This is a genomic window from Cupriavidus sp. 01T418, from assembly GCF_056398885.1.
The window spans coordinates 16,587-40,314 of the sequence record NZ_JBFTQG010000034.1; the positions used below are offsets into that span (position 1 = coordinate 16,587).

Here is a 23,728-nt window from a genome sequence, read left to right on the forward strand (position 1 = left end):
ATGCCCCACGTGCAACTCACAGTTTCCAACTCCCTGCCCGAAGACTGGGAGCGCGCCACCCTGATCGGCCGCGCCTGGATTCCCGGCGAGATCGCCGGCCCATCGCCCGTGGCACTGCGCGCCGACGGTGTGTTCGACCTGTCCCGCTCCTTTGCCACCCTTAGCCAATTGCTGGAAAGCGACTCCCCCCTGCAAGCCGTGCGCAGTGTGCAGGGGCGCCTGGTCTGCAGCATCCAGGACCTGCTCGACAACAGCGCCGGCACGCCGGAACCGGCACGCCCCTTCCTGCTGGCGCCCGCAGACCTGCAGGTGATCAAGGCTGCCGGTGTGACCTTCGCCGCCAGCATGATCGAACGCGTGATCGAAGAGCAAGCCGCCGGCGATCCCGCCAAGGCCGAAAGCGTGCGCCAGTTCGTCCAGGCCACCATCGGCGACAACCTGCGCGCCATCCGCCCCGGCTCGCCCGAAGCTATGCGCCTGAAGCAACTCCTGATCGAACAAGGCATGTGGTCGCAATACCTGGAAGTCGGGATCGGGCCGGACGCGGAAGTCTTCACCAAAGCGCCCGTGCTGGCCAGCGTCGGGTCCGGCGCCGCCATCGGCATCCACCCGAAGTCCGAATGGAACAACCMCGAGCCCGAAGTTGTGCTGGCCGTCGACAGCCGCGGCCGCATCCATGGCGCCACCCTCGGCAACGACGTCAACCTGCGCGACTTCGAAGGCCGTAGCGCCCTGCTGCTCAGCAAGGCCAAGGACAACAACGCCTCGTGCGCCATCGGCCCTTTCATCCGCCTGTTCGATGAACACTTCACCCTGGACGACGTCCGCGCCTGCGTAGTCAACCTGGAAGTGGCCGGCGACGACGGCTACACCCTGCGCGGCGCCAGTTCCATGAACCAGATCAGCCGCGACCCGGCCGACATCGTCGGCCAGACGCTCAATGCCAATCACCAGTATCCGGACGGTTTCCTGCTTTTCCTCGGCACGCTCTTCGCGCCCACCGAGGACCGCGACCAGCCAGGCGACGGCTTCACCCACAAGCTGGGCGACCGCGTGAGCATCCGCAATGAACAACTCGGCGGGTTACACAACGTGGTCACCCACAGCAGCCAAGCCACGCGGTGGACATTCGGCATCGGCGCGCTAATGGCGAACCTGGTCAAGCGAGGCCTGCCGGTCGGAAAGCAAGAGTCTGCCTAAACATCGCGTGGTCCAATGCGAGTAGACCCTGTCGACAGCCAGGGCTTAGCGCTGTATTTGCAGCGCTGCCAGCGCAAAGCATGAACCGATGGCATGTGCCGAGCCAGCCTCGCGCTTCCCAGACAGCCTGACCAAGGGTATCGCGGTCCGGCCGGCGTTTCCTGGTACATCGACGCGGTTGACGGATACCGTCGTCCGCTTCGAGATGGAGCTACCGGAACGCCTGTCTGTACGATGTCACGGTAGACCTATCGGCGTACCCGACTGTAGACCCATGGCCTGGAAGCAGATTGATGATGATGGAAAACAGTCACCCGGCAGGTGACCAATTGAATGAAGCCCGTAGCCCCTCCCCTATGCGGGCTTGGCTAGCGGTGGGTTCCGTGACTGTGGGCGCCTTTGCGTTCGTCACAACGGAATTCTTGCCGGTCGGACTTTTGCCACAAATCGCCCGGGAGTTCGGCGTAACGCCTGGCACCGCTGGCCTCATGGTCACGATCCCCGGCGTGATGGCGGCCATTTCCGCGCCCGGCATGATGCTCGGGGCTGGACGGGTCGACCGCCGGCATATCCTGCTCATACTTTCGGTGTTGCTGCTGACGTCCAATCTGGTATCCGCATTTGCACCCAATTTCGCGGTCATGCTGATCGGGCGCGCCATCCTGGGTGCAAGCCTGGGAGGCTTTTGGACTCTCGCGCTTGCCGCCGCGGGAAGACTGGTGCAGCCGCATGAAGCAGCGCGCGCGACCGCAATGATTCTGGCGGGGGTCACGTTTGCTACAGTGATTGGAGTACCCCTCGGCACGTTTATCGCCAACCTTGCGTCATGGCGGGCATCATTCATAGCGACCGGTACTCTCGTAACCGTCGCCTTGGTAGCCCAGGCGATCCTTGTCCCGTCACTGCCCTCGAAGGCTGCATTGCGTTTCGCTGATCTGTTCGCGCTCTTGCGCCGGACGCACTCGCGCAGAAGCCTGATCATGGTCGCCTTTATCTTCGGCGCTCACTTTTCTTCCTATACGTTCATTGCCCCTTTCCTGCTGCAATACGCCGACTTCAGCACCGAGGGCATTACGTGGGTTTTACTGGGCTTCGGAGCCATCGGCTTCGTTTCCAATTTCGCCGTGTCGGCAACGGTAACGCGCAACCTCAAGGCGTCGCTGGCTACGATGGTCCTGATGCTGCTGATCTCGCTGCTAGTGATGCCTGCGCTGCGCCATTCTGCCCCGACAGTGGTGGCGATCGTCCTTGCGTGGGGCATCGCATTTGGCGCGATTCCACTGTGCCTCAGCTTGTGGATTCAGAAATCGACAGCCGATCTGCCAGAAGCAGGCTCAGCACTGTTCGTTGGCATAATTCAGGTCGCAATCGCGGTGGGTTCGTCTCTCGGCGGCGGTGTCGTGGACCGGGTTGGCATTCCAGCGGACTTCGAACTCGGTGCGGTTCTCGCGCTGGTCGGGCTTGCGATGCTCGGGAGCTTCCTCACCCCTCAAAGGGATACTGGCTCAACTTCTGTCCCAGGAGAAAGCCTTGGGACCCGTCGCCCCCGCCGAAAGTTGCCAGCGCGGCGATGGCCACCTGCAAGCGGTCGTTGTTGACATGGTCCTGCGCCTGTTCCGCGGCGATCCGCGCCAGTTGGTCTTGCTGGGCCAATCGATTCTCCCGGGGATTTTGTTCCGTCACGCCTTCTCACGCGATGCTGTGCTCAAGCGCATGCGCTGCCGCCAGCACGCGTGCGTCGCCGCGGCATGGGCCGATCAGCGTCACGCCCACCGGCATGCCGTGCGCACCTGTGCCGGTGGGCACATGGACGCAGGGATTGCCCAGCAGCGTCCACATGCGGTTGAAGATCGGGTCGCCGGTAGCGGCCAGGCCTGCAGGCGCCTCGCCCTCGGCGCTCGGTGCGAGGACGATATCGACGGTATCGAACATGGACTCGAATGTCCTGCGCGCAGCAGCCGCAAGCGCCTGGGCCGTGAAGTAGCGGCTGCCATCGATGCTGCTGCCCGCCGCTAGCAGCGCGGCAAATGCGCTGCTGAAACCTTCGCGGTGCGCGCGCATCTCCGGCGCGAACGCAGCGGCTGCTTCGTAAGCCATGATGTCGATCTGGGCTTGCGTCAGTTCGTCGAATACGCCAGGCAGCACGAGATCGCCCAGCACGGCGCCCTGGCTCTCCAGGAAATGCGCTGCTTCGTCGAGCGCGCGACGGCTGTCGTCGCTTGCGCGTCTCCAGTGTGGCGTGCGACAAATGCCGACGCGCAGCCGTCCAGCCTGCCCCGCTTGCGGCGCGAGCGGCAGGCGCGCGAGCGACCCGATGAAGAAAGCGGCATCGTCCACCGTGCGTGCCAGTGCCCCCACGGTGTCCAGGCTTGGCGCGAGCGACTTGATGCCGGCCGACGGCAGCGTGCCGTAAGTCGGCTTGTAGCCTACCACGCCGCAATAAGCGGCTGGGCGCACGATCGATCCCGCCGTCTGCGTGCCGAACGCGACCGGCACCATGCCCGCGGCCACCGCCGCCGCCGAGCCGCTGGACGAACCGCCCGGCGTGCGCGGCGCCTCAGCCGGCGCGCGCGGATTGCGCGTGACACCAGGCTGGAATGTAGCGAACTCGGTGGTAATGGTCTTGCCCATCACCACAGCGCCTGCCGCGCGCGCCACAGCCACGCACGCGGCATCCGTGACGGGTCGATGCGCAGCGTAGATGGGCGAGCCGTAGGTGGTAGGCATATCCGCGGTGTCCATCAGGTCCTTCACAGCGATTGGCAGGCCGTGCAGCGCGCCCGTTGCGGGACCTGCATCGAGCAATCGCGCTTGCTGCAAAGCCAGTACCGGATCGAAAAACTGCCAGGCATGTATGCCGGGCTCAGTCGCTTCGATTTGCTCGATATAGGCGCGTACCACTGCCTCGGCGCTGAGTTCACGCTGCGCCATGCGTGCCGCGAGTTCGCGCGCGGGCAATGTCAGGAAATCGTCCATATCAGTTCTCCGTGAGCCGAAATACGCGGAGCGCACTTCGTCGTTACTTGCTATTGCCTCGGCCGTACGCTGCGCCACCACGTGCCCCTGCGAGAGCACGTAGCCGTAGGGCAACATGGCCAGCGTTTGCCGCGCATCCTGCCCGACCGGCAAGACAGTGATGCCCAGGCGTTGATCTGCCTTATGACCTTGAAACCGGGAACGAAGCCGCGCAGCGCGCGCTTACTGCTTGGAGAGAATCGCTATAGGCTAATGAACCAATGATTGCGAGCATTGCTGTGCTTGGTGCCACTATGGTGCAAGCCGTAACGAACAGCTGCACGCGTGCATCATCGACCCGCGTATCGCCCTACGGATACCGGCACCATCGAAGCCACCCCCGTCAATTAATGCGCACGTTCGCGTCTTTAACCACTCTCGCCCACTTTGCTAAATCCGCTTTCATCATCGCGGCGAGCTGCTCCGGTGTGCTAGCCTCCAAGATAGCACCCTGATTACCCAAACGCGCCACCAAATCGGGCGCTGCAACTACCTTCGCCATCTGTGTGTTGAGCAATTGGACGATCTCTTTCGGCGTGCCAGCGGGAGCAAGCAATGCGAACCAGTTTTTGGCGTCAAAACCGGGCAGGCCGGCTTCGGCAAGGGTTGGGATATCTGGACTCGTAGGCAAGCGCTTGGCGCCCACGACCCCCAGCGCTCTCAGTTTCCCATTTTTCACTAATGGCATGGACGAAGGAACGCTGTCAAAAAAAACGGAAACATTTCCCGCCAGCAGGTCCGGCATCACATTATTACTACCCTTATAAGGGACGTGCAGCATATCTACTCCGGCAGCCCYCATGAACATTTCAAGTTCTAAATGAGACAGGGTGCCATTTCCTTGGGAAGCTGCCGTTAACTGTCCCGGTTTTGCTTTGGCCAGGGCTATAAGTTCCTTGACAGACTTTGCCGGCACAGATGGGTGCACTACCAGCATGTGCGGCACATGGCCAACCAGCGACACAGGCGCGAAGTCTTTAATCACGTCGAAACCAAGCTTGCTGTAAAGGTTTACCGCGATGGCAAGCGAGCCCGATGCCAGCAGCAAAGTGTAGCCATCGGGAGCAGCCTTGGCAACCAAGTCTGTTCCGATGGTGCTGCCTGCACCAGGGTGGTTCTCCACCAATACCGTTTGGCCGAGACCTTCCGACAGCTTCTGGGCAATGGCACGACCCATGACATCCGTCGCACCAGCGGGCGGGAACGGCACAATCAACTTGATCGGCTTGCTCGGATATTGCTGCGCCATCACAACATCCGCGCTGGTAGCCAATACGCAGATGGATATCACTAGAGTAACCAGATGAACAATCTTTTTCCTCATCGAAATTTCCCCTTTTATTGACTGAATTGCACTCCTGAATCAATTCGAAACGACGAGATAACCATGCAATATTTATGCCGGCGTCATAGCGACAATCCTGCACCACTTTTGGAAATAATCGTCTTCGCCACTGGGAATTTTTTCTGTCGTGGCTTGATATAAAAATTGACTGCGGGTGAACTCCAGTTATCGCTGTACGAACGAACTAGAGACTGCAACCGAGTGCCTCGGTACAGTTGCGAGGACTCAATTCGCAGTCGCTGCGAAAGCGGGGCGAAAGCGCGGGGAATAAATCCGAATCCATGAACTTTATGCGGCCGCAGCGGGGATACGGTCATGCCAGTCGGTCGCCTCCTGATAGGCGTGCCCGATACGCAGCGCCAGCGCTTCCTGGTAACCGCCGCAGGCGATTTGCAGGGAAGTTGGCAACCCCCCGGCGGTAAAGCCGTTTGGCAGCGACAATGCGCACATTTCGAGTATGTTGGCGAAGCGCATGAAGCGGGTCGGCGTGGTCGTCTGATCCACCTCTTGCAAGGGCATTGCCGCCGTCGCCGTGGATGGGGTCAGGAATGCATGCACTCCGGTCAGCGCGGCTTCCATCAACAGCTTCATCTCGTCCCGGTGGCGCAGCGCCGCCAGGTAATCGCTGGCCGAGAGGCCGGCTCCGGCGAGCAGCCGGCTGCGCACGACCTCGTCGAGCTTCAGACTGCGATCCTCGACGGTCGGGCCGCGCAGGAAATACGACTCCGACTGCATGATGTGTGTCATCGACACAAAATCGACGAGCTGGAACGGCAGAGTGATGTCAACGATCTCCGCGCCGAGTCCGGCCAGCACGGCCAGCGAACGGTCGTACGCATCCAGCACGTCGGCCTCGACGCCAGTGCGTTCCACCGCCGGCAGACGCGCGAGCCGCAGACCGCGCACGCCATGCTCCAGGGTCGGCATCGGATCGGTCGCCTGACGGCCGCGCGTGACGGGATCCAGCGGATCCGGCCCTTGCAGCAGATCGTAAAGCAGCGCCACGTCCCGCACTGTACGGGCCATTGGGCCGGGTGTGTCGAGACTGGGGCTGAGCGGCAGGATACCGTGCGTGCTGATGCGGCCGATCGTCGTTTTCAGGCCGGTAATGCCGCACCAGGAAGCCGGCATGCGGATCGAGCCGCCGGTGTCGGTGCCGAGCGCCCAGGGCGCCAGGCGCGCCGCAACCGCGACGCCGGAGCCGCTGCTCGATCCGCCGGGCGTACGCGGCGTCCTGGCGTCCCATGGATTCCATGGCGTGCCCATATGCTGGTTTGTGCCCCAGGCGCCGCAGGCGAATTCCACCGTCTGCGTTTTGCCCAGCACAATCATCCCTTGACTGACCAGCCGGCGCACCACCGTCGCCGTGGTCGTCGCGCGATGGTTCAATCTGCTAGCCGAGCCTCCAGTGGTGATCCGGCCTTCGATGTCGATGATGTCCTTGATCGCGATCGGAATGCCGTGCCAGGGGCCAAGAGCATGGCCTGATCGTATGGCCTTATCGGCGGCTTCCGCAGCCAGCCGCGCTTCGGGTGCATAGACTTCGACGAAGGCATGCAGTTTCGGATCATGTGTTGCGATCCGCGCCAGCAATGCATCCATCAGATCGACCGGCGAGAGACGCCGCGCGGCAACGTCCCTCGACAGGACATGCGCTGGAGACAAAAGAGGATCGTTTGTCATGTTTTCCTAATGCATACTGACCAGGGTCAGGTCGAGCAGCCATGATTGCGCCGGGACAAACCCATGCACCTTCTTGTTCATCGCGCGCGGGTTCAGGTCATGCACCACGTAGAGCCATGGCGGATTGTCTACCAGGCGTTCATGTGCGGCGCGGTAAGAGGCCAGAATCGTTGCCGGATCCGTTGCCTTCGCCGCCGTGTCCAGCGCCGCCTCGAACTTGTCATCTTTCCAGTGCTCGAAATTGTTGCCCGCCGGCGTAGCGTTGGCTGCGGCGAAATAACGCGCCATCAAGCCGATGTCGGTCGTGGCCGAACTGGGATTGACCGCCATCGCGCCGTGCAGCCCGGGATTGTCGGGCGCAAGACGCGCTGTGCTCGACAGCACTTGCCACTCCACCACATCGAATTTCACATCCACGCCGCAAGCCTGCTTCAGGTTCTGCTGCAGCAGCTCGTTCATCGGAAGCGGCAGCATTTGGCCGGAGCCGGAATTGGAAATCATCACCTTGAACGACAACGGCTTTTGCGCGGTATAGCCGGCTTCCGCCAGCAAGGCCTTGCCCTTCGCGGGATCGAAACTGTAGCGATTGGCCGGTTTGCCAAAGGCCGGATCATTCGGCTTGAGCCAGCCGACCGCGGGCTCGGCGGTGCCGTTGAGCAGCGACACAATGGCGGGACGGTCGACGCAATAGTTCAGCGCCTGCCGCACGCGCACATCCTTGAATGGACTGTTCGGGGCGCTCATGTTGTACATCCACGGCCAGACATGCGGATAGGAATTGGTCGAGATGTTGAAACCAGCGGCCTTGAGCGACGGAACGCCGTCGGGCAGCGGCACTTCAATCCAGTCCACTTGACCCGAGCGCAACGCAGCCAGCCGGGTGTTGGCTTCCGGTATCGGCCGCAGCAGTATGGAATCGACCTTGGCTTTGTGTCCGGCATCCCAGTAACCGTCCCAGCGCGCCAGCCGCACCGATTGGCGCGGCGTGACCTGCGTGATGCGGAACGGACCGGTGCCGGCGGCCGGCAGCGTGGCAACGCGGGCCCAATCGTGGCCCGCCTTCTCGAACGAGGCCGGCGAAGTGAACAGCACGTAGACCACCATTAATGGAAAATAAGAAGTCGGCGCGGTCGTGGTGAGCGCAACTGTGTTGTCGTCGATCCTCTTGTAGCTGGCCAGCAGCGGTACGCGGGCGCGTGTGATACCGGAGGCTCCGGCCTCAAACTGCGGACTCTCCTTTCTGAAGTAGCGATCCAAATTCCAGATCACTGCATCGGCATTGAAATCGGTGCCGTCATGAAACTTCACGCCGCGCCGTAGGTGGAAGATCCAGGTCTTCTTGTCGTCTTTCGCCTGCTCCCAGCTTTCGGCCAATCCCGGCCGTATGGTTGCCAGGCGGTCGGAATGGCTCAGATCCCACAACACCAGTCCTTCGAAAATCGGATAGCCGAGAAAGCGCATGCCTTCCCAGCCGTTATTGGGCATGCCGGTGGTGGTCGGAATATCGGCTGCGGTCATGGCAATGCGCAGCGTATCTTCGGCCTGGGCCGGCGAGACCAGCGCGATGGCCAGGCTCAGGGCCAAGGGCCAACCGTGGAGAGCGGCACGGAAGCGACGAATATGCATTAATGGTATTCCTATTGTTAGTGCAGAGTGACCAGACTCAGATCGACGAACCAGGATTGCGCCGACACGAAGCCATGCACCTTCTTGTTCATCGCGCGCGGGTTCAGGTCATGGACGACGTAGAGCCATGGCGGATTGTCCACCAGGCGTTCATGCGCGGTCCGGTAGGAAGCCTGGATCGTTGCGTTGTCCGTTGCATTGGCCGCCGTATCCAGCGCCGTCTCGAACTTGTCGTCTTTCCATTGCGAGAAATTCGAGCCGGCCGGCGAGGCATTGACTGCTGCGAAATAGCGCGCCATCGCGGCGATGTCGGTTGTGGGCGAGCTGAAATTGAGCGCCATCGCGCCGTGCAGCGCCGGATTGTCCGGGTCCAGACGCGCCGCGGTGAGCAGCACTTGCCACTCCGCGACATCAAACTTCACGTCCACGCCGCAAGCCTGTTTCAAGTTCTGTTGCAGAAATTCGTTCATCGGCAGCGGCAGCATCTGGCCGGAGCCGGAATTGGAAATCATCACCTTGAACGACAACGGCTTTTGCGCGGTATAGCCGGCTTGCGCCAGCAAGGCCTTGCCTTTCGCCGGATCGAAACTGTAGCGATTGGCCGGTTTGCCGAACGCCGGATCATTCGGCTTGAGCCAGCCGGCCGCGGGCTCGGCGGTGCCGTTGAGCAGCGACACAATGGCGGGACGGTCAACGCAATAGTTCAGCGCCTGCCGCACACGCACATCCTTGAATGGGCTGTTTGCGGCGCCGATGTTATAGAACCACGGCCAGACATGCGGATAGGAATTGGTCGAGATGGTGAAACCGGCGCTCTTGAGAGACGGTATGCCATCGGCTGGCGGCACTTCGATCCAGTCCACCTGACCCGAGCGCAACGCAGCCAGACGGGTGTTGGCTTCCGGTATCGGCCGCAGCAGTATGGAATCGACCTTGGCTTTATGTGCGGCATCCCAGTAACCGTCCCAGCGCACCAGCCGCACCGATTGGCGCGGCGTGACCTGGGCGATGCGGAACGGCCCGGTGCCGGCGGCCGGCAGCGTGGCCACGCTGGCCCAATTGCGGCCCGCCTTCTCGAACGAGGCCGGCGAGGTGAACAGAATATAGACTGCCGTTGACGGGAAATAGGAGGCTGGCGTGGTTGTGGTGAGTGCAACCGTTCTGTCGTCGATCTTCTTGTAGCTGGCCAGCAGCGGCACGCGCGAGCGCGTGATACCGGTGGCTCCGGCCTCAAACTGCGGACTCTCCTTTTTGAAGTAGCGATCCAAATTCCAGATCACCGCATCGGCATTGAAATCGGTGCCGTCATGAAACTTCACGCCGCGCCGCAGGTGGAAGATCCAGGTCTTCCTGTCGTTTTTCGCCTGCTCCCAGCTTTCGGCCAGTCCGGGCCGTATGGTTGCCAAGCGGTCGGAATGTGTCAGATCCCACAACACCAGCCCTTCGAAGATCGGATAGCCGAGAAAGCGCATGCCTTCCCAGCCGTTATTGGGCATGCCGGTGGTGGTCGGAATATCGGCTGCGGTCATGGCGATGCGCAGCGTATCTTCGGCCTGGGCCGGCGAGACCAGCGCAGCGGCCAGGCCCAGGGCCAAGGTCCAACTGGCGAGAACTGCACGGAAGCGACGAGTAATCATGAGCGGTTTCTTTAGATATATAGTTAGTATTAGTGTCAGGCGTGCGCCGGCCTAGGCCCGCACATCCATGGCTGCGCGCAAGCCGTCGCTGACCATGTTGAAGCCGATGCTGGTGGCGAAGATGCAGAAGCCGGGCAGCATGGTCAGCAGCGGTTGGGTGTAGATCGCACCGCGCAAGGTATTGAGCATCAGTCCCCATTCCGCGTCCGGCGGTTTGGTGCCGAGGCCCAGAAAGGAGAGACCTGCGCCAAGGATCATCGATACGCTGATCAAGCTGGTCGCGTACACGAAAATCGGGCCAAGTACATTGGGCAGCACGTGCACGCGCACGATGGTGAAGCTGCCGGCGCCGCTGGCCCGCGCGGCCTCGATATAGTCGAGCTCCCGAACGCTGGTGGTGACCGTTTCCGCGACCCGGATGATCGGCGGAATGAAGACCAATGTGAGCGACAGGATGATGTTGAAGATGCCGCCTCCCAGCGCGCCGCTGATAGCGACCGCGAGCAGCACCGAGGGAAAGGCGAAGAACACGTCGGTGGCGCGCATGATCATCATGTTCACGCCGCCGCCCGCAAAGCCGGCGGTGATGCCGAGCAGGCCGCCGATGGCAAGGGCGATGACGACCGGGGTGATGCCGAGAAACCAGGAGGTGCGCCCGCCGTAGAGCAGGCGCGTGAGCATGTCGCGCCCGAGCTCGTCGGTGCCGAGCGGATGATGCCCGAAACCGATCGGCATCAGGCGGTGCAGCATATCGCCCTGGAAGGGATCGTTGGAAGTGAGCTCCGATGCCAACAGGACCGCCGCGAACATCAGCAGCAAAATGACGCCAAAGACGATGGTCGTCTTGTCGCGCAGCAGCCGGCGCGACACGCCATGCCAGTAGCCGTGGCTTTGCGTTGCATGTTTGGTTTGGATCGTGAGATCCGCCGGGGTAGTCGAAATGCCGGTCATGAGCGTTTAATCCTTGGGTCAAGGGCGGTCTGGAACAGATCGACCAACAGGTTGAGTGCAACGAAGCACATGGCCAGGACAAGGATCGTGCCCTGCAGCACAGGGATGTCGCGCTGGAAGATAGCGTTGTTTAGCAGAAAGCCGGTGCCGGGCCAACTGAACACCGTTTCGACCAGAATGGAGCCGCCCATCAGATAGCCGAGTTGCAGTCCCATCACCGCGGACGCGTTCGGCGCCGCATTCTTGACCACGTGGATGAAGATGTCACGCCGCAGCATGCCTTTTCCGCGCAGCGTTGTGATGAAGTCCTGATTGAGGATCTCGACAACGATGCCGCGCACGGTACGGGTAATGATGCCCATCGGGATGGCGGCCAGCGTCACCGCCGGCAGCACCAGATGCTGCAGATGATTCAGGTCCCACAACCATACCGCGGATCCGTCGGGCCCCGCCCCCATCGCCGGCAGTACATTCAGCATGACGCCGAATATCACCACCAGCACCATGCCGAGCCAGTAATGCGGCAGCGATACGCCGGCCACCGCGATGCCGACCAGGGTGCGGTCGATCCAGGTGCCGCGGAATGCGGCGGCGAGTCCGCCGAACAGCGAGCCGAACACGAAACCGAGCGTGGCTGCGACCATCGAAAGCCGGTAGGTGTTGCCTATCGCATCCGAGAGATCTTCCAGCACAGGCCGGCCGCTGGCGAGCGAGCGCCCCAGATCTCCGTGTACGACGTGCACAAGCCAGATCCCGAATTGCACCGGCAGCGGTTTGTCGAGGCCGTAGTCGTGTTTGAGTTGCACCACCAGCTCTTGCGGTGCGTCGGGCGGCACGATGGCGTTGATCGGATCCCCCGGCGCGATATGCACAAGCATGAAGCAGACGAGGCTGACCGCAAGCGCAATCGGGAAGGTATAGATGACCCGGCGCAGCAAGTAGAAAATCACAGGTAACTCCTTCGTGTTCCAGATACGGTCAGACGGCGTCCGGCACGAGCACGCAACGTATGGCGCGGCTTGGGGAGCGCCTGCGCAGCGCAGGCGTTTCGGCCAGGCATGCGGCTTCGGCCTGGGCGCAGCGCGGTGCGAAGGCGCAGCCTTGCGGCAACCGTTCGAGGTTGGGCGGCGCGCCGCGGATGGTTGCGAGGCGTTCGCCGCGCATGCCGGGGTGTACCGTCGCGCCGAGCAGCCCCTGCGTGTAAGGGTGCAGCGGCCCGCGCATGATTTCACGCGTCGTCCCCTCCTCGATGAAGCGGCCGGCGTACATGACCGCAATCCGGTCGGCGATTTCGCCGGCCACGCCGAGGTCGTGCGTCACGAAGATCACGCCCATTCCCAGTTCTTGTTGCAGCCGCCGCAGCAGTAGCAGGATCTGGATCTGCACGGTGGCGTCGAGCGCAGTGGTCGGCTCGTCGGCCAGCAGCAGCTTCGGGCGGCAAGACAGCGCCATCGCAATGACGGCGCGCTGGCGCAATCCGCCCGAGAGTTCGAAAGGATAGGCGTTAAGGCGTTGCTTGGCGGAGGGGATCTGCACCAGTTCCAGCAGATCGAGCGCGCGGCGATCGGCCTCTGCGCGGCTGATACCCTCATGGCGGACGATGGTCTCGGCGATCTGGGTACCGACCTTGAAGACCGGGTCCAGCGCTGTCATCGGCTCCTGATAGATCATCGAGACGACGCCGCCGCGCAAATCGACGAGCTGCCGTTCGGAGGCGGCGATCACATCCTGGCCAGCGATTCGCATGGCACCGGACATCACCGTCTTACGCGGCGGGTTCAGGCGCATCAACGAACGCAACATCACCGATTTGCCCGATCCACTTTCGCCCAGGACACAAAGCGTCTCACGCGGCGCGAGGTCGAAATCGATGCCGTTGACGGCGCTCACCGTCGCGTCCTTGGACACGAAGCTGACCTTCAGGTCGCGTACTTGTACTAGTGGTTCCATGATGCCCCTTAAGCTGCGACGTGCAGTGAACGGCTGTGGCCACTACCGGGCTCGGCCATCAGACAGGCCGCGAAATGGCGGTCGCTGACAGCCGCCATGGCCGGGCTCTGCTCGCCGCAGACCTGTTCCGCATGCGCGCAGCGGGTGCGAAAGCGGCAACCCGAGGGCGGGTTGACCGGATTGGGAGGATCGCCGGCCAGCGGCGGCTCGTTGGCGCGCTGCTCCGGATCCATCGATGGCCGGCTGGCCAGAAGCGCCGCGGTATAAGGATGAGCCGCGTCGGTGTAGATCGCGTCCGCCGGTCCGATTTCCACCACGCGCCCGAGATACATCACCAGTACGCGGTCCGACATATGCTGGACCACATTGAGGTCGTGGCTGATGAACAGATAGCTCAGGTCGTATTGCGCTTTCAGATCAACCAGCAGATTGAGCACTTGGGCCTGAACCGACTTGTCGAGCGCAGAGACCGGCTCGTCGAGAATGAGCAGGCGCGGCCGCAGCGCCAGTGCGCGGGCGATGTTGATGCGCTGGCGCTGGCCGCCCGACAGTTCGTGCGGATAGCGGCGGCCGAACTGGGTGGGATTGAGTCCCACCGCAGTCATCAATTCATGCGCAGCAGCGAGCGATTCCCGTTTGCCCAAGCCATGCACCTGCGGCGCAAAGGCGACGATGTCTTCAATGGTCAGCCGGGGATTGAGCGAAGAATAGCTGTCCTGAAACACCATCTGCACCTGGCGGCGGTAGTCTTTCATCGTCAACCCGCGCGATCCGACAGTCTGTCCGTCGAATACTATCTCCCCCGCGGTCGGCTGCATGAGGGCCATGATCAGCCGGGACGTGGTGGACTTGCCGCAGCCTGATTCGCCGACGATGCCTAGCGTTTCGCCTTTACGCAGTTCGAAGTTGACGCCGGCGACCGCTTGAACCTTGCCCGGGCTGCGCCCGAACAGGCCCCCCTTCAGAGGGAAATGCTTGATCAGGCCCTGAACGCTTAGCAACGCCTGCGCAGGACCCCCAAGATCGGGAATTTGTTTGAGTGTTTCGGACATGCTCTTCCCAAGTTGCTACATGAGATCGCTTGTGCAAGTAGCATGCCAGTATTTCACATATTGCATTCATTATTCGAACATGGCACACGGCGATGCCGCGTGGACGCCTGGCGGGCAGCCGTATGCGCGCATCTAAATGCCGCCTATACACATCTAAATGCATCATAGGTGCACCTATATATTGCATTGTGAATGCAAACTTCAGGCCCCGAATCTGACCGGGTTGYCATCCTTGCGGTGATCGGATGCGCTACGCAGCCAACGTTGCCTGAGATGTATACAACCCATACGCCACTTTGGGCGCTGAACAGGTCGGCCGTTTCCAAAGTTGATACAAGGGATCGTGCGCGCAAGTGGCGCGCCGTAATTTTCGGATGTTGCATTCAATATGCAAACGCAGTGTGCAGCGAATTGCACAACGCGTTTGCACCCATATGGCGCCTGTATGCACCTAAACGGATCGTTCAGTGCACCTCCACATTGAATATTGAATGCAAAATGGAGAGTCAAATTCCGACGGGATAGCCATCCTTGCGGTGATCGCATGCAGCTACATAGCCGCCATTGTCCAGGCGCAAAGCCGCCTGGGCGCTGCCGAACTCGGTATCAAAGCGTTTGGCAACCGTGATCGGATGCCCGCGCGATGTCAGTCCTTCAATCACCGCTTGCGGCATATTCCATTCGACGGTAACGCCATGGTTGTCGTCAAGTACGCGCCAGCGCGGCGCATCGCTAGCCGCCTGCGGGTTCAGTCCCTGATCGACCATGCGCGAGACCATCTGCATATGACCCTGTGCCTGCATGGATCCGCCCATGAGGCCGAAGCTCATCAGCGGCCGGCCGTTTTGCATCAGGAAGCCGGGGATGATGGTGTGGAATGGACGTTTTCCAGGCGCCACTTCGTTGGTATGGCCTGGACGCAAATTGAAGCCCCAGCCGCGATTTTGCAAGGCGATGCCGGTATTGGGCACGACCACGCCGGAACCGAAGCCCTTGAAGTTGGATTGAATAAACGAAACCATCATGCCGTTGCGATCCGCCGTGGTCAGGTAGACGGTGCCGCCGCCAAGCGGCTTGCCGATGCGGGCCGGCGCTGCCCGCTCGGGGTCGATCAGCTTGGCGCGCTTTGCCAGATATGCCGGGTTGAGCAGGTCGGCCGCAGTTACTTCCGTCATGTGATCCACGTCGCCGACGTATTCATGCAAGTCGGCAAAGGCCAGTTTCATTGCCTCGATCTTCAGATGCATCGCCAGCGCGCTATCCTGGTCCATGATCTTCAAATCGAAATGCTCAAGCATGCCCAACGCCATCTGCGCCGCAATGCCTTGACCGTTAGGCCCGATCTCGTACAGTTCAACATCCCGGTAGCGGATGCTGATCGGCTCGACCCAGTCCGCCTCATGCGCGGCGAGGTCGGCTTCAGTGATCGCGCCGCCGGTATTGCGCGCGTGGTCGGCGATCGCACGGGCCAGTTCGCCATGGTAAAAATCGTCGCCCTTGGTGCGCGCAATTCGCTCGAGCGTATTTGCCTGTCCCGGGCAAATGAAGCGCTCGCCCTGAAGCGGTGCCCGGCCGTTGGGGGCAAACGCTTCGCGGTAGCCCGGCTGATCGATCAGGTCGTCGACCTGTTTTTGCCACTGATTGTGGACATTGTGCGAAACCAGATAGCCTTCACGCGCATAGCGCAGCGCCGGTTCGAACAGCGCTTCGAACGGCAGGCTGCCAAAGCGCTCCCACATGGCGCGCCACGCTGAAACGGTGCCTGGCACGGTTACGGAGTCCCAGCCCCGCTTCGGCATCTCCTCGTATTTTGAAAAATACTCGCGCGTCCATGCGGCCGGTGCGCGGCCCGATCCGTTCAAACCGTGCAGCTTTTTGCCATCCCAGATCAGCGCAAACGCGTCGCCGCCGATACCGTTGTTGCACGGCTCGACCACAGCCAGGGCGATTGCAGTGGCAAGCGCCGCATCGGCTGCATTGCCGCCGCGCAGCAGCATTTGCAAGCCGGCCGCGGAGGCAAGCGGCTGCGAGGTCGTCACGACGTTGTCGGCGACCAGCGGCAAACGCTGCGACGTGTAGGGGAAGGTCCAGAAGGCGCTTTGATTCGATTGCATGTTGTCTTGATGTAAATAGCAGCCGACGCGAAGTCTGGCGGCGGCAAGCCGTTCAGCTAAGTACGGCGGTTGAAAAAATGTCGGCGCAATTAGGCGCTTCGACGGAAAGTATGCGGTCAAAGCCGCACATGTCGGCATTCACGAACTTGCCGGCGCGCTCGCTCAGCGGCGCGGCACGGTCATCGTTAGGGAAGCGCATGGAAATCTCCGGGCAATTGGCAGTGCGGGTAACGCGAAAACACATCGACCCATATCAGTCCACATCAGTCCACAACGATGTTCTGTCGCTTGGCAAGCGCCCGCCACCGCTCCACGTCCTGCACGATGGTGGCGGCGAACTGGGCCGGCGTGACGGGCCTGGCTTCGGCGCCTTCCTTCAGGAAGGCCGCCTTGATCTCGGGCTTGGACAAGATAGCGTTGACGGCGGCGTTGAGCTGGTTGACGATCGCCGGCGGCGTGCCGGCCGGCGCCAGCAGGCCCCACCAGAGCTCGAACTCATAGCCCGGCACGGCGCTGGACATAGGCGTGAGCTCCGGCGCGATCGGGCTCGCCTTGAGGCTGGTGATGCCAACAGCGCGCACCTTGCCGGCGCGGATCATCGGCAGCAGCGAGGGGCCGGTGGAGATAAGCAACTGCGTCTGGTTGCCGATCAGGTCGGTCAAGGCCGGGGGCATGCCGCGATACGGGATATGCGTGATGCGCAGGTTGCCGGCCTTGGCCTTGAGCAGCTCGGTGCCGAACTGGTTGACGCCGCCCGCCCCGGACGAGGCGTAGTTGTACTTGCCCGGCTTGGCGCGGATCGCGGCAATCAGTTCCTGCGGAGTCTTGGCGGGGAATTCATTGTTGACCGCGACGATGAACGGCCCTTGCGCAAACATCGCCACGGGCGCGAAGCTCTTGACCGCATCGAACGGCAGTTTGGCCTGCACCGCGGCATTGGTCGTCATGCTGGACGACACGACAACGAGCGTGTACCCGTCCGGGGCCGACTTTGCGACGATGCCCGTGCCGGTATTGCCGCTGGCGCCGGGGCGGTTGTCGATGACAACGGGTTGCTTTAGCTCCTCGCCGATCCCCTTGGCGACGATGCGCGCGAAGATATCGTTGGATCCGCCCGCCGGATACGGCACGACGATGGTGATGGGCTTGCTAGGATACCCGCCCCGCGCGAAGACCACGCCAGACACCAGGCTGGCAATTAGCATGGCGGCGAACGCCACGCTACGGGAAACGGATGCGGATGATGCTTTCACAATGCCTCCTTCGTCCTCGAGGTCGAACGACAGGCCGTCTGCTGCGCTGGCGGATGCCTTGTCGAACAATTCCGGGCAGGAGCCAGGGACGAACAGTTTGCTTCTCATGGCAGCGTGAACGCGTGGCTTTGTAATGCGGAAGTGTGGGTCACGCCGGAGCAAAGATAAACCATGCAAGTCTTTCTTTAATCCAAAGAGAATTTATGGATACAGGCAGGCCGACCGGTACCTGCGGCAGGCCGGAATCACCGCGCACGAGCGGTTCGAGCTTGGCTCGCTAGTGGCCATCGCCATGAAGGTCGAAAGTGGAATATGCCCAAAACAACACATGCAGGTGAGAATCCATATTGAGATGAATAAATGGCCCGGTGAACGGGCCATTTATTCAAACATAGATTTTCAGTCGACGCGTGCTAAGCGCGCCGTGGACGTGGACGCTGGCGCCCTGCGCGCGAGGGAAGCCTGTTCAAAACCATACGCGTACTGGATCAGCTGAGGTTCACTCCATGGCTGACCGAGAAATTCCATGCCGACAGGCACGCCGCGCGGAGCATCCTCGGTTGGAGAAGAAAACCCGGCAGGAACAACAACGGCGGGGAAACCTGTTAGCGAAGCCAGAATACCATTACGCTCCTTCTGGTCATACTCTCCAATCGGCACAGGCAGGCGTTTTTGGTGTGGATAAATCATCGCATCCAGCCGATTTTCCGCCATCAGGTTTGCAAGACTCATCTTAAGCGCGTCGATCTTTAGTAGCCGTTCCTTGTAGTCCGGTTCATTCAGGCCATTTTCCAGACCTTGGGCGGACAGCAAGAATTTACTCAGCGATTGATGCGTTTTTCCACTGGCGATGATCTCATCCAGTGAATGCGCGGGGTAATTATCTCCGCCCGTTTTGAGGTAGGCATTAATGCTGCTTTTGTATTCATACTTCTGCACATCAAGACTGGCATTCAATTTGTCGGTATCCATCTCCGGCGTTGAGATGGGTACAATAATTGCTCCATTTTTCTTCAGAATATCGATTGCATTCGCCATGACGCGATTGACCTCCTGATGGTCAGGCCCAATTCCGAAAAGAGTCTGCATTACGCCGATCCGCACCCCTTTCAACCCTTCCTTGTGCAGGGAATCGGTATACGTCTTGGGGATGTGCCCGACGCTAAATGCAGTCACTGGATCGGCTCGATCATACCCGGCCATGACGTCCAGCATGCGGGCGGCATCGCCCACCGAACGCGCAATAGGTCCCGCCTCATCTTGGGTGAAGGAAACCGGCACGATGCCAGATCTGCTGACCAATCCAAGCGTCGGTCGAATTGCAACCAGGCTATTATTAGAAGCTGGCGAACGAAGCGAATTTGCCGTATCCGATCCGGTACCAATCGTTGCGAAATTTGCAGCCAGTGCCGCCGCGGTGCCGCCGCTTGAGCCACCGGGAGTCAATTTTAGATCGTAGGGATTCTTTGTTTGCCCGCCCAGGGAGCTCACAGTAACGCCGCCTAGCGCAAACTCCTGAAGATTAGTTTTTCCGAGAATTAATGCACCATTATTTTTTAGTTTACTTACAACAAATGCATCTTCCGCGGGCCGCGCTCCAGCCAACGAAGCGGAGCCCCCGGTGGTTGGCATGTCTGCGGTATTGTAATTGTCCTTGAGTACTGTCGGAATGCAGTGCAATGGTTTCATTTTTCCACTACGCTTGAATTCCAGATCCATGGCATCTGCTTGCGCAAGAGCGTCCGGGTTAATGTAGAGCATGGCGTTCAATGCCGGACCTTGCTTGTCATAAGCCTGAATTCGATCCAGATATTGCTTTACAAGTCCATGGCATGTCAAATTTCCTGCCTGCATCGCCTCATGGATCTCGGCAACGGACGATTCCATAACATCAAATGGCTTGTCAGCCGAATAAGCTGCTAAAGGTAGCAACCCGGATACTACTACCATTGTATTGACTGCTATCTGCTTCATTAGAATGCCTCTATCAAGGTTAACGCGGAAGTATAAATATTTCATCGAACCACAAAAAATAAAGCGTCCCGAAGAATTGGCCGCGCAGGCCTTATCCGAGGTAGCGCCGGCTTGAGCACAGCAATCGCCAACAATGCTGTCGAAATGTCGAGGGCAATGGCGACACCAAATACAGGCATCCAGCTACCGAGTCTTTCGTGCATCAGGGCAGCGAGCGGTCCGCCCAGGATTGAACCAATGCCCTGGGAGATGTAGAGCCAGCCGTAATTGGTGGTTGCATAGCGCGTGCCGAACGTATCGGTCAACGTGGATGGAAAGAGCGAGAAGATCTCTCCCCAGCCGAGAAACACGACGCCGGACAAGAGCACGAACAGCACGGCGTTCTCGCGGGTCAGGAGCCACAGCGCCATCGCCACCCCTTCCAGCGCAAAGGCGAAGCACATCGTGTTTTCGCGGCCCCACCGGTCGGACACCCAGCCAAACAGGCCCAGAAGGACATGGCAGTGAGACCAAAGGCGAAGCCAGACAGCCCTTGAACGAAGCCCGCAACAATGGCTCCAATTGTCACAACCAAGATCACTGCATCCATGCGTAAAAGCCTATCCTGATTGGGGAGTCATCCGAGAATACGCGGTCAATCGATATCCTCAAGCCGTCCCGTAAATTCGACAAGACAGCCAAAACCGCCATGGAACAGAGCTTCGCGTTCATCCTCATGGACACCGCATTCCAGGATTTTGTCTGCGTACCGTTCCGCATCGTCTTCGGGTACATAACCAAGGAACCGCACGTTGGCATTGTTCCAGCGATTTCTGGCATTGGCCGAAACGCCATATGCGATAAGGAAGTGATACTTCGGTGCATCGATCGCTCGGCGCGTCAACTGCACAGTATCCCGATGACTGATCCACGAGAAAAGGTGGCGTTCCACGGTGGGTTGGTCGTCGGGACGAAATGACCCGATACGCAGACACGCCACTGACAGGCCATATTTGTCCGCATAGAGGCGGCCAAGCGCTTCGCCAAAGACTTTGGACACGCCATAGCGGCTGTCCGGACGCGGCATTACTTCGTCATTGATGATTCGATCGCGGCGATGAAAGCCAACAGCGTGATTCGAGCTTGCAAAAATCACGCGTTTGACGCCAGCCATGCGGGCAGCCTCGAACACGTTGTAGCAACCTTCGATGTTCAGACGGCGAATACGGTCCCATGTGTCCTCATCTGGAATGCCGGCCAGGTGAACTACACAATCGATTCCCTGCATCGTTCGAGCGAGTTGTTCGATGTCCGTAATGTCAGTCGTCACGACTTCCTCGCCGGCACCAGCAGGCGCCTGGCGTGCGACATCGGCAAGCCGTATCAGTTCGTAATGCCCTTGCAATCCTTTGCGCAGCACACGGCCGATGTGACCGGCAGCGCCAGTAATCAAGACGCGCTTCATGAACTTCTCCTATATATTGCGTGCTCGGCCTGCTTCGAGAAGCAAACCTTCTAACGGGAAGGACGGATAGTCGCCATCCATTCTGATGCGTCGCTGAACACCTGCTATGCAGCGGAATTGCTCGCTGCCGGTTGGCTCATTGTGGTCCCGCTATTGATCACGAACACCATGGCCAGAACACCCACCAGATCGATCGTTGCGCCAAGCGCAAAAGCACTGCTGTATCCGCCGAAGTACTCAACCGCGAAGCCAGTGACGGTGGGGCCGACGATGCCGGATATATTGCCCAGAAGGTGCACAAATCCACTGACGCCGCCCAGATGTTTCCCCGGAACGAGTTCGTGCATCAGTGCCCAGCAAGCCTGCGAGGAGGCAGTCAGGAATAGCACAGCAGCCGCCACAAGAGCCACTGCCGTGGCTGTCTCCGTAGCGAAACTCACGACGAGCATGGCGAGTGCGGACAAGGCAAGTGGCAAGACCGCCGAGAGCTTGCGTGCATTCAGCGGATTCTTCATGCGCTTGTAGATGAAATCTGACAGGATGCCACCGCCGAAATAGCCGATTGCGCCGCACGCCCAGGGAATTGTGCTCAGGATGCTCATCTGTTTCAGGTCGAGGTGCAGCGCATTAGTGAAATAGCTCGGCAGCCAGGAGACGAAAATGAACAGGGTGTAGTTCACCGCAAACAAGCCGGTGCCCAGCGCCAATATACTGGGCTTGAACAGATACTCGCGCAGCGTCGTTCCGCGTTCGCCCTCATCGGCTGGGTGCGCGGCACTGCGGCTCTGTTCGATCAGCCGCACTTCGTCAGCGGCCACACGGCGGTTCTGCGCCGGGTTATCGGTAACGAAATAGCGCCAGAATCCGATCCAGATGAATCCAATCAGCGCAATCACGACAAAGGAAATGCGCCACCCGAAGGAGATTGCCACCAGTCCGACAATCGGGCCGGCGATTGCACTGCCGAGCGTTTGCCCCGAGAAGGAGAAGCCGATCATCCTGCCGGTTTCACCACGCGGAAACCAATTGGTAATGGTCCGGTTGGTTGTCGAATTCATCGGCCCTTCCCCGAATCCGAACAATGCGCGCGACAGGAGAAGAGTAGTGAAGCCTGTCACACCCGCAGTGAGTCCACACAGCAGTGACCAGCCTCCCATCGCCCAGGAGAAGACACGCCGTGGCCCATAGCGGTCAGCAAGTTGTCCGCCGACAAACGCAAAGATGGAGTATCCAAAAAAGAAGCTGCTAAAGACAATTCCGAGCTGCGACGGGGAAATGTTCAGCTCTTTGCTAATAATCGGGGCAACGACGCCCAGCGCAGCGCGATCCATGTAGTTGATCATCCCGGCCGCAAATAGAAGGCCGGCCACTACATATCGATACTTTCCAGACATCATTGCCTCCAAAAAACCTATACTATTTATAAGTACAATTACAAAATATTAATTGCAAATTAAATGACTGAGCTCTCCAAGGAGCTGAAGAGGGAGGAAAAGTGTGGACGGCAAGACGGAGACTCAGCCGCCTACGGCGCCTTGCGTGTTCACATACAAGGCATAGACTGACTGGCAAGAAGCCATAAAGAGCCGATTACGCATCAGTCCACCAAAACAAAGATTTGCACAGCGTTCAGGAAGCGCGATCCGGCCGATCAGTTTTCCCTCGGGCGACACACACATGACGCCGTCAAGATCATCGCTGCCCATGCCCCAACCACACCAGAGGTTTCCGTGAATATCGCAGCGCATGCCGTCGATTGTTCCTGCGCCCGCATCTAGCAGGATTCTTCCGTTGGCAATACGCGTGCCACCATCGACGAGGTCATAGGCCCAAATCTTGCGCCCTGGCGTTCCGCGCGATTCGATTACATACAAGATGCGCTCATCCGCGGAGAAGCACAGGCCGTTGGGCCCCTTCAGCTCCGTTGCCATGACGGTCGGCGAACCCGACTCGGCATCGAGCCGGTAGACCGAATGAGGCAGTTCCGGGGTCGCGGCGCGACCTTCGTAATTGCCTTGTATTCCCATCGGCGGATCAGTGAACCAGATGGAACCATCTGATTTGACGACAACATCGTTGGGCGAATTGAGGCGCTTTCCCTCAAAGCGGTCGATCAACACCGTGAGGCTACCGTCGTATTCAGTGCGCACCACGCGGCGCCCGCCGTGTTCGCACGTGATCAATCGTCCTTGCCGGTCGCGCGTGTTGCCGTTCGCGTAGCCCGATGGTTGCCGGTACACGCTGACCGCGCCAGTCTCCTCCTCCCACTTCATCATTCGGTCATTCGGAATGTCGCTCCACAATAAAAAGCGGCCATCGCCGAACCAGACCGGCCCTTCCGCCCAGCGAAATCCAGTTGCGATCTGCTCCACCGCGGCGTAGGCGATCCGGTATTTCTCGAACTCCGGATCCAGCACCTGGATGCGAGGATCGGGGTATCGTGCACTTGCTTGCCACATGACGTACCTTCCTTCTTACTGTTCC

The 23,728-nt window shown here is 60.2% G+C and carries 17 protein-coding genes and 2 pseudogenes; 2 read left to right on the forward strand and 17 right to left on the reverse strand.

What is annotated here, in order from left to right; genetic code table 11:
• Positions 1-1,200 (forward strand): fumarylacetoacetate hydrolase family protein, encoded by a 1,200-nt coding sequence (locus tag AC1DQ3_RS25960; protein WP_477123030.1) that lies wholly within the window; start codon positions 1-3, stop codon positions 1,198-1,200.
• 293 nt (positions 1,201-1,493) lie between these two features.
• A complete protein-coding gene (locus AC1DQ3_RS25965; RefSeq protein WP_477123081.1) occupies positions 1,494-2,798 on the forward strand; it encodes an MFS transporter in 1,305 nt (434 codons plus the stop codon).
• Between the two features lie 91 nt (positions 2,799-2,889).
• On the opposite strand, the gene AC1DQ3_RS25970 is transcribed toward AC1DQ3_RS25965, so the two are convergent.
• The 17 genes and pseudogenes from AC1DQ3_RS25970 to AC1DQ3_RS26050 form a co-directional block, all read right to left on the reverse strand.
• On the reverse strand, positions 2,890-4,176 hold the full coding sequence (locus AC1DQ3_RS25970) for an amidase (protein WP_477123082.1): 1,287 nt from the start codon (positions 4,174-4,176) through the stop codon (positions 2,890-2,892).
• Between the two features lie 382 nt (positions 4,177-4,558).
• Positions 4,559-5,539, reverse strand: a complete 981-nt coding sequence (locus AC1DQ3_RS25975; protein WP_477123031.1) for a tripartite tricarboxylate transporter substrate binding protein — start codon at positions 5,537-5,539, stop codon at positions 4,559-4,561.
• Positions 5,540-5,848: 309 nt separating this feature from the next.
• The gene (locus AC1DQ3_RS25980; protein ID WP_477123032.1) at positions 5,849-7,243 is read right to left on the reverse strand and encodes an amidase; all 1,395 of its coding nucleotides are present in this window, start codon (positions 7,241-7,243) and stop codon (positions 5,849-5,851) included.
• A 6-nt stretch (positions 7,244-7,249) separates the two neighbouring features.
• Positions 7,250-8,704: an ABC transporter substrate-binding protein gene (locus AC1DQ3_RS25985; RefSeq protein ID WP_477123033.1), complete on the reverse strand. Its 1,455-nt coding sequence runs from the start codon at positions 8,702-8,704 to the stop codon at positions 7,250-7,252.
• A gap of 182 nt (positions 8,705-8,886) precedes the next feature.
• Positions 8,887-10,398, reverse strand: coding sequence for an ABC transporter substrate-binding protein (locus tag AC1DQ3_RS25990; protein ID WP_477123034.1), 1,512 nt, complete (start codon positions 10,396-10,398; stop codon positions 8,887-8,889).
• A gap of 159 nt (positions 10,399-10,557) precedes the next feature.
• On the reverse strand, positions 10,558-11,457 hold the full coding sequence (locus AC1DQ3_RS25995) for an ABC transporter permease (RefSeq protein WP_477123035.1): 900 nt from the start codon (positions 11,455-11,457) through the stop codon (positions 10,558-10,560).
• Positions 11,454-12,407 carry an ABC transporter permease gene (locus AC1DQ3_RS26000; protein ID WP_477123036.1) on the reverse strand — a complete coding sequence of 318 codons (954 nt, stop codon included), beginning with the start codon at positions 12,405-12,407 and terminating at the stop codon, positions 11,454-11,456. The genes AC1DQ3_RS25995 and AC1DQ3_RS26000 overlap by 4 nt, the downstream gene beginning before the upstream one ends.
• Positions 12,408-12,435: 28 nt before the next feature.
• Positions 12,436-13,407 (reverse strand): ABC transporter ATP-binding protein, encoded by a 972-nt coding sequence (locus AC1DQ3_RS26005; RefSeq protein WP_477123037.1) that lies wholly within the window; start codon positions 13,405-13,407, stop codon positions 12,436-12,438.
• An 8-nt stretch (positions 13,408-13,415) separates the two neighbouring features.
• Positions 13,416-14,459 carry an ABC transporter ATP-binding protein gene (locus tag AC1DQ3_RS26010; protein ID WP_477123038.1) on the reverse strand — a complete coding sequence of 348 codons (1,044 nt, stop codon included), beginning with the start codon at positions 14,457-14,459 and terminating at the stop codon, positions 13,416-13,418.
• A gap of 506 nt (positions 14,460-14,965) precedes the next feature.
• Positions 14,966-16,573, reverse strand: a complete 1,608-nt coding sequence (ggt, locus tag AC1DQ3_RS26015) for a gamma-glutamyltransferase (RefSeq protein WP_477123083.1) — start codon at positions 16,571-16,573, stop codon at positions 14,966-14,968.
• 263 nt (positions 16,574-16,836) lie between these two features.
• Positions 16,837-17,778: a tripartite tricarboxylate transporter substrate binding protein gene (locus AC1DQ3_RS26020; protein ID WP_477123084.1), complete on the reverse strand. Its 942-nt coding sequence runs from the start codon at positions 17,776-17,778 to the stop codon at positions 16,837-16,839.
• Between the two features lie 447 nt (positions 17,779-18,225).
• Complete coding sequence (locus AC1DQ3_RS26025; protein ID WP_477123039.1) at positions 18,226-19,800, reverse strand: amidase family protein; 1,575 nt, start codon at positions 19,798-19,800, stop codon at positions 18,226-18,228.
• 41 nt (positions 19,801-19,841) lie between these two features.
• Positions 19,842-20,285, reverse strand: a pseudogene (locus AC1DQ3_RS26030) (MFS transporter); the annotation flags it as partial.
• A pseudogene (locus AC1DQ3_RS26035) lies at positions 20,285-20,389 on the reverse strand (sulfite exporter TauE/SafE family protein); the annotation flags it as partial. The pseudogenes AC1DQ3_RS26030 and AC1DQ3_RS26035, both read right to left, overlap by 1 nt.
• A gap of 45 nt (positions 20,390-20,434) precedes the next feature.
• Positions 20,435-21,244, reverse strand: a complete 810-nt coding sequence (locus AC1DQ3_RS26040) for an NAD-dependent epimerase/dehydratase family protein (RefSeq protein WP_477123040.1) — start codon at positions 21,242-21,244, stop codon at positions 20,435-20,437.
• A 104-nt stretch (positions 21,245-21,348) separates the two neighbouring features.
• The gene (locus tag AC1DQ3_RS26045) at positions 21,349-22,641 is read right to left on the reverse strand and encodes an MFS transporter (protein ID WP_477123041.1); all 1,293 of its coding nucleotides are present in this window, start codon (positions 22,639-22,641) and stop codon (positions 21,349-21,351) included.
• 120 nt (positions 22,642-22,761) lie between these two features.
• A complete protein-coding gene (locus AC1DQ3_RS26050; protein ID WP_477123042.1) occupies positions 22,762-23,703 on the reverse strand; it encodes an SMP-30/gluconolactonase/LRE family protein in 942 nt (313 codons plus the stop codon).
• Positions 23,704-23,728 lie beyond the last annotated feature (25 nt).

Coding starts and splice junctions, on each gene's coding strand:
- AC1DQ3_RS25965 (WP_477123081.1), top strand. CDS start 1,494: ATGATGATGGAAAACAGTCACCCGGCAGGTGACCAATTGAATGAAGCC.
- AC1DQ3_RS26010 (WP_477123038.1), bottom strand. CDS start 14,459: ATGTCCGAAACACTCAAACAAATTCCCGATCTTGGGGGTCCTGCGCAG.
- AC1DQ3_RS25980 (WP_477123032.1), bottom strand. CDS start 7,243: ATGACAAACGATCCTCTTTTGTCTCCAGCGCATGTCCTGTCGAGGGAC.
- AC1DQ3_RS26040 (WP_477123040.1), bottom strand. CDS start 21,244: ATGAAGCGCGTCTTGATTACTGGCGCTGCCGGTCACATCGGCCGTGTG.
- AC1DQ3_RS25985 (WP_477123033.1), bottom strand. CDS start 8,704: ATGCGCTTTCTCGGCTATCCGATTTTCGAAGGACTGGTGTTGTGGGAT.
- AC1DQ3_RS26050 (WP_477123042.1), bottom strand. CDS start 23,703: ATGTGGCAAGCAAGTGCACGATACCCCGATCCTCGCATCCAGGTGCTG.
- AC1DQ3_RS26005 (WP_477123037.1), bottom strand. CDS start 13,407: ATGGAACCACTAGTACAAGTACGCGACCTGAAGGTCAGCTTCGTGTCC.
- AC1DQ3_RS25995 (WP_477123035.1), bottom strand. CDS start 11,457: ATGACCGGCATTTCGACTACCCCGGCGGATCTCACGATCCAAACCAAA.
- ggt (WP_477123083.1), bottom strand. CDS start 16,573: ATGCAATCGAATCAAAGCGCCTTCTGGACCTTCCCCTACACGTCGCAG.
- AC1DQ3_RS26025 (WP_477123039.1), bottom strand. CDS start 19,800: ATGAAGCAGATAGCAGTCAATACAATGGTAGTAGTATCCGGGTTGCTA.
- AC1DQ3_RS26020 (WP_477123084.1), bottom strand. CDS start 17,778: ATGCTAATTGCCAGCCTGGTGTCTGGCGTGGTCTTCGCGCGGGGCGGG.
- AC1DQ3_RS26045 (WP_477123041.1), bottom strand. CDS start 22,641: ATGATGTCTGGAAAGTATCGATATGTAGTGGCCGGCCTTCTATTTGCG.
- AC1DQ3_RS25970 (WP_477123082.1), bottom strand. CDS start 4,176: ATGGACGATTTCCTGACATTGCCCGCGCGCGAACTCGCGGCACGCATG.
- AC1DQ3_RS25990 (WP_477123034.1), bottom strand. CDS start 10,398: ATGACCGCAGCCGATATTCCGACCACCACCGGCATGCCCAATAACGGC.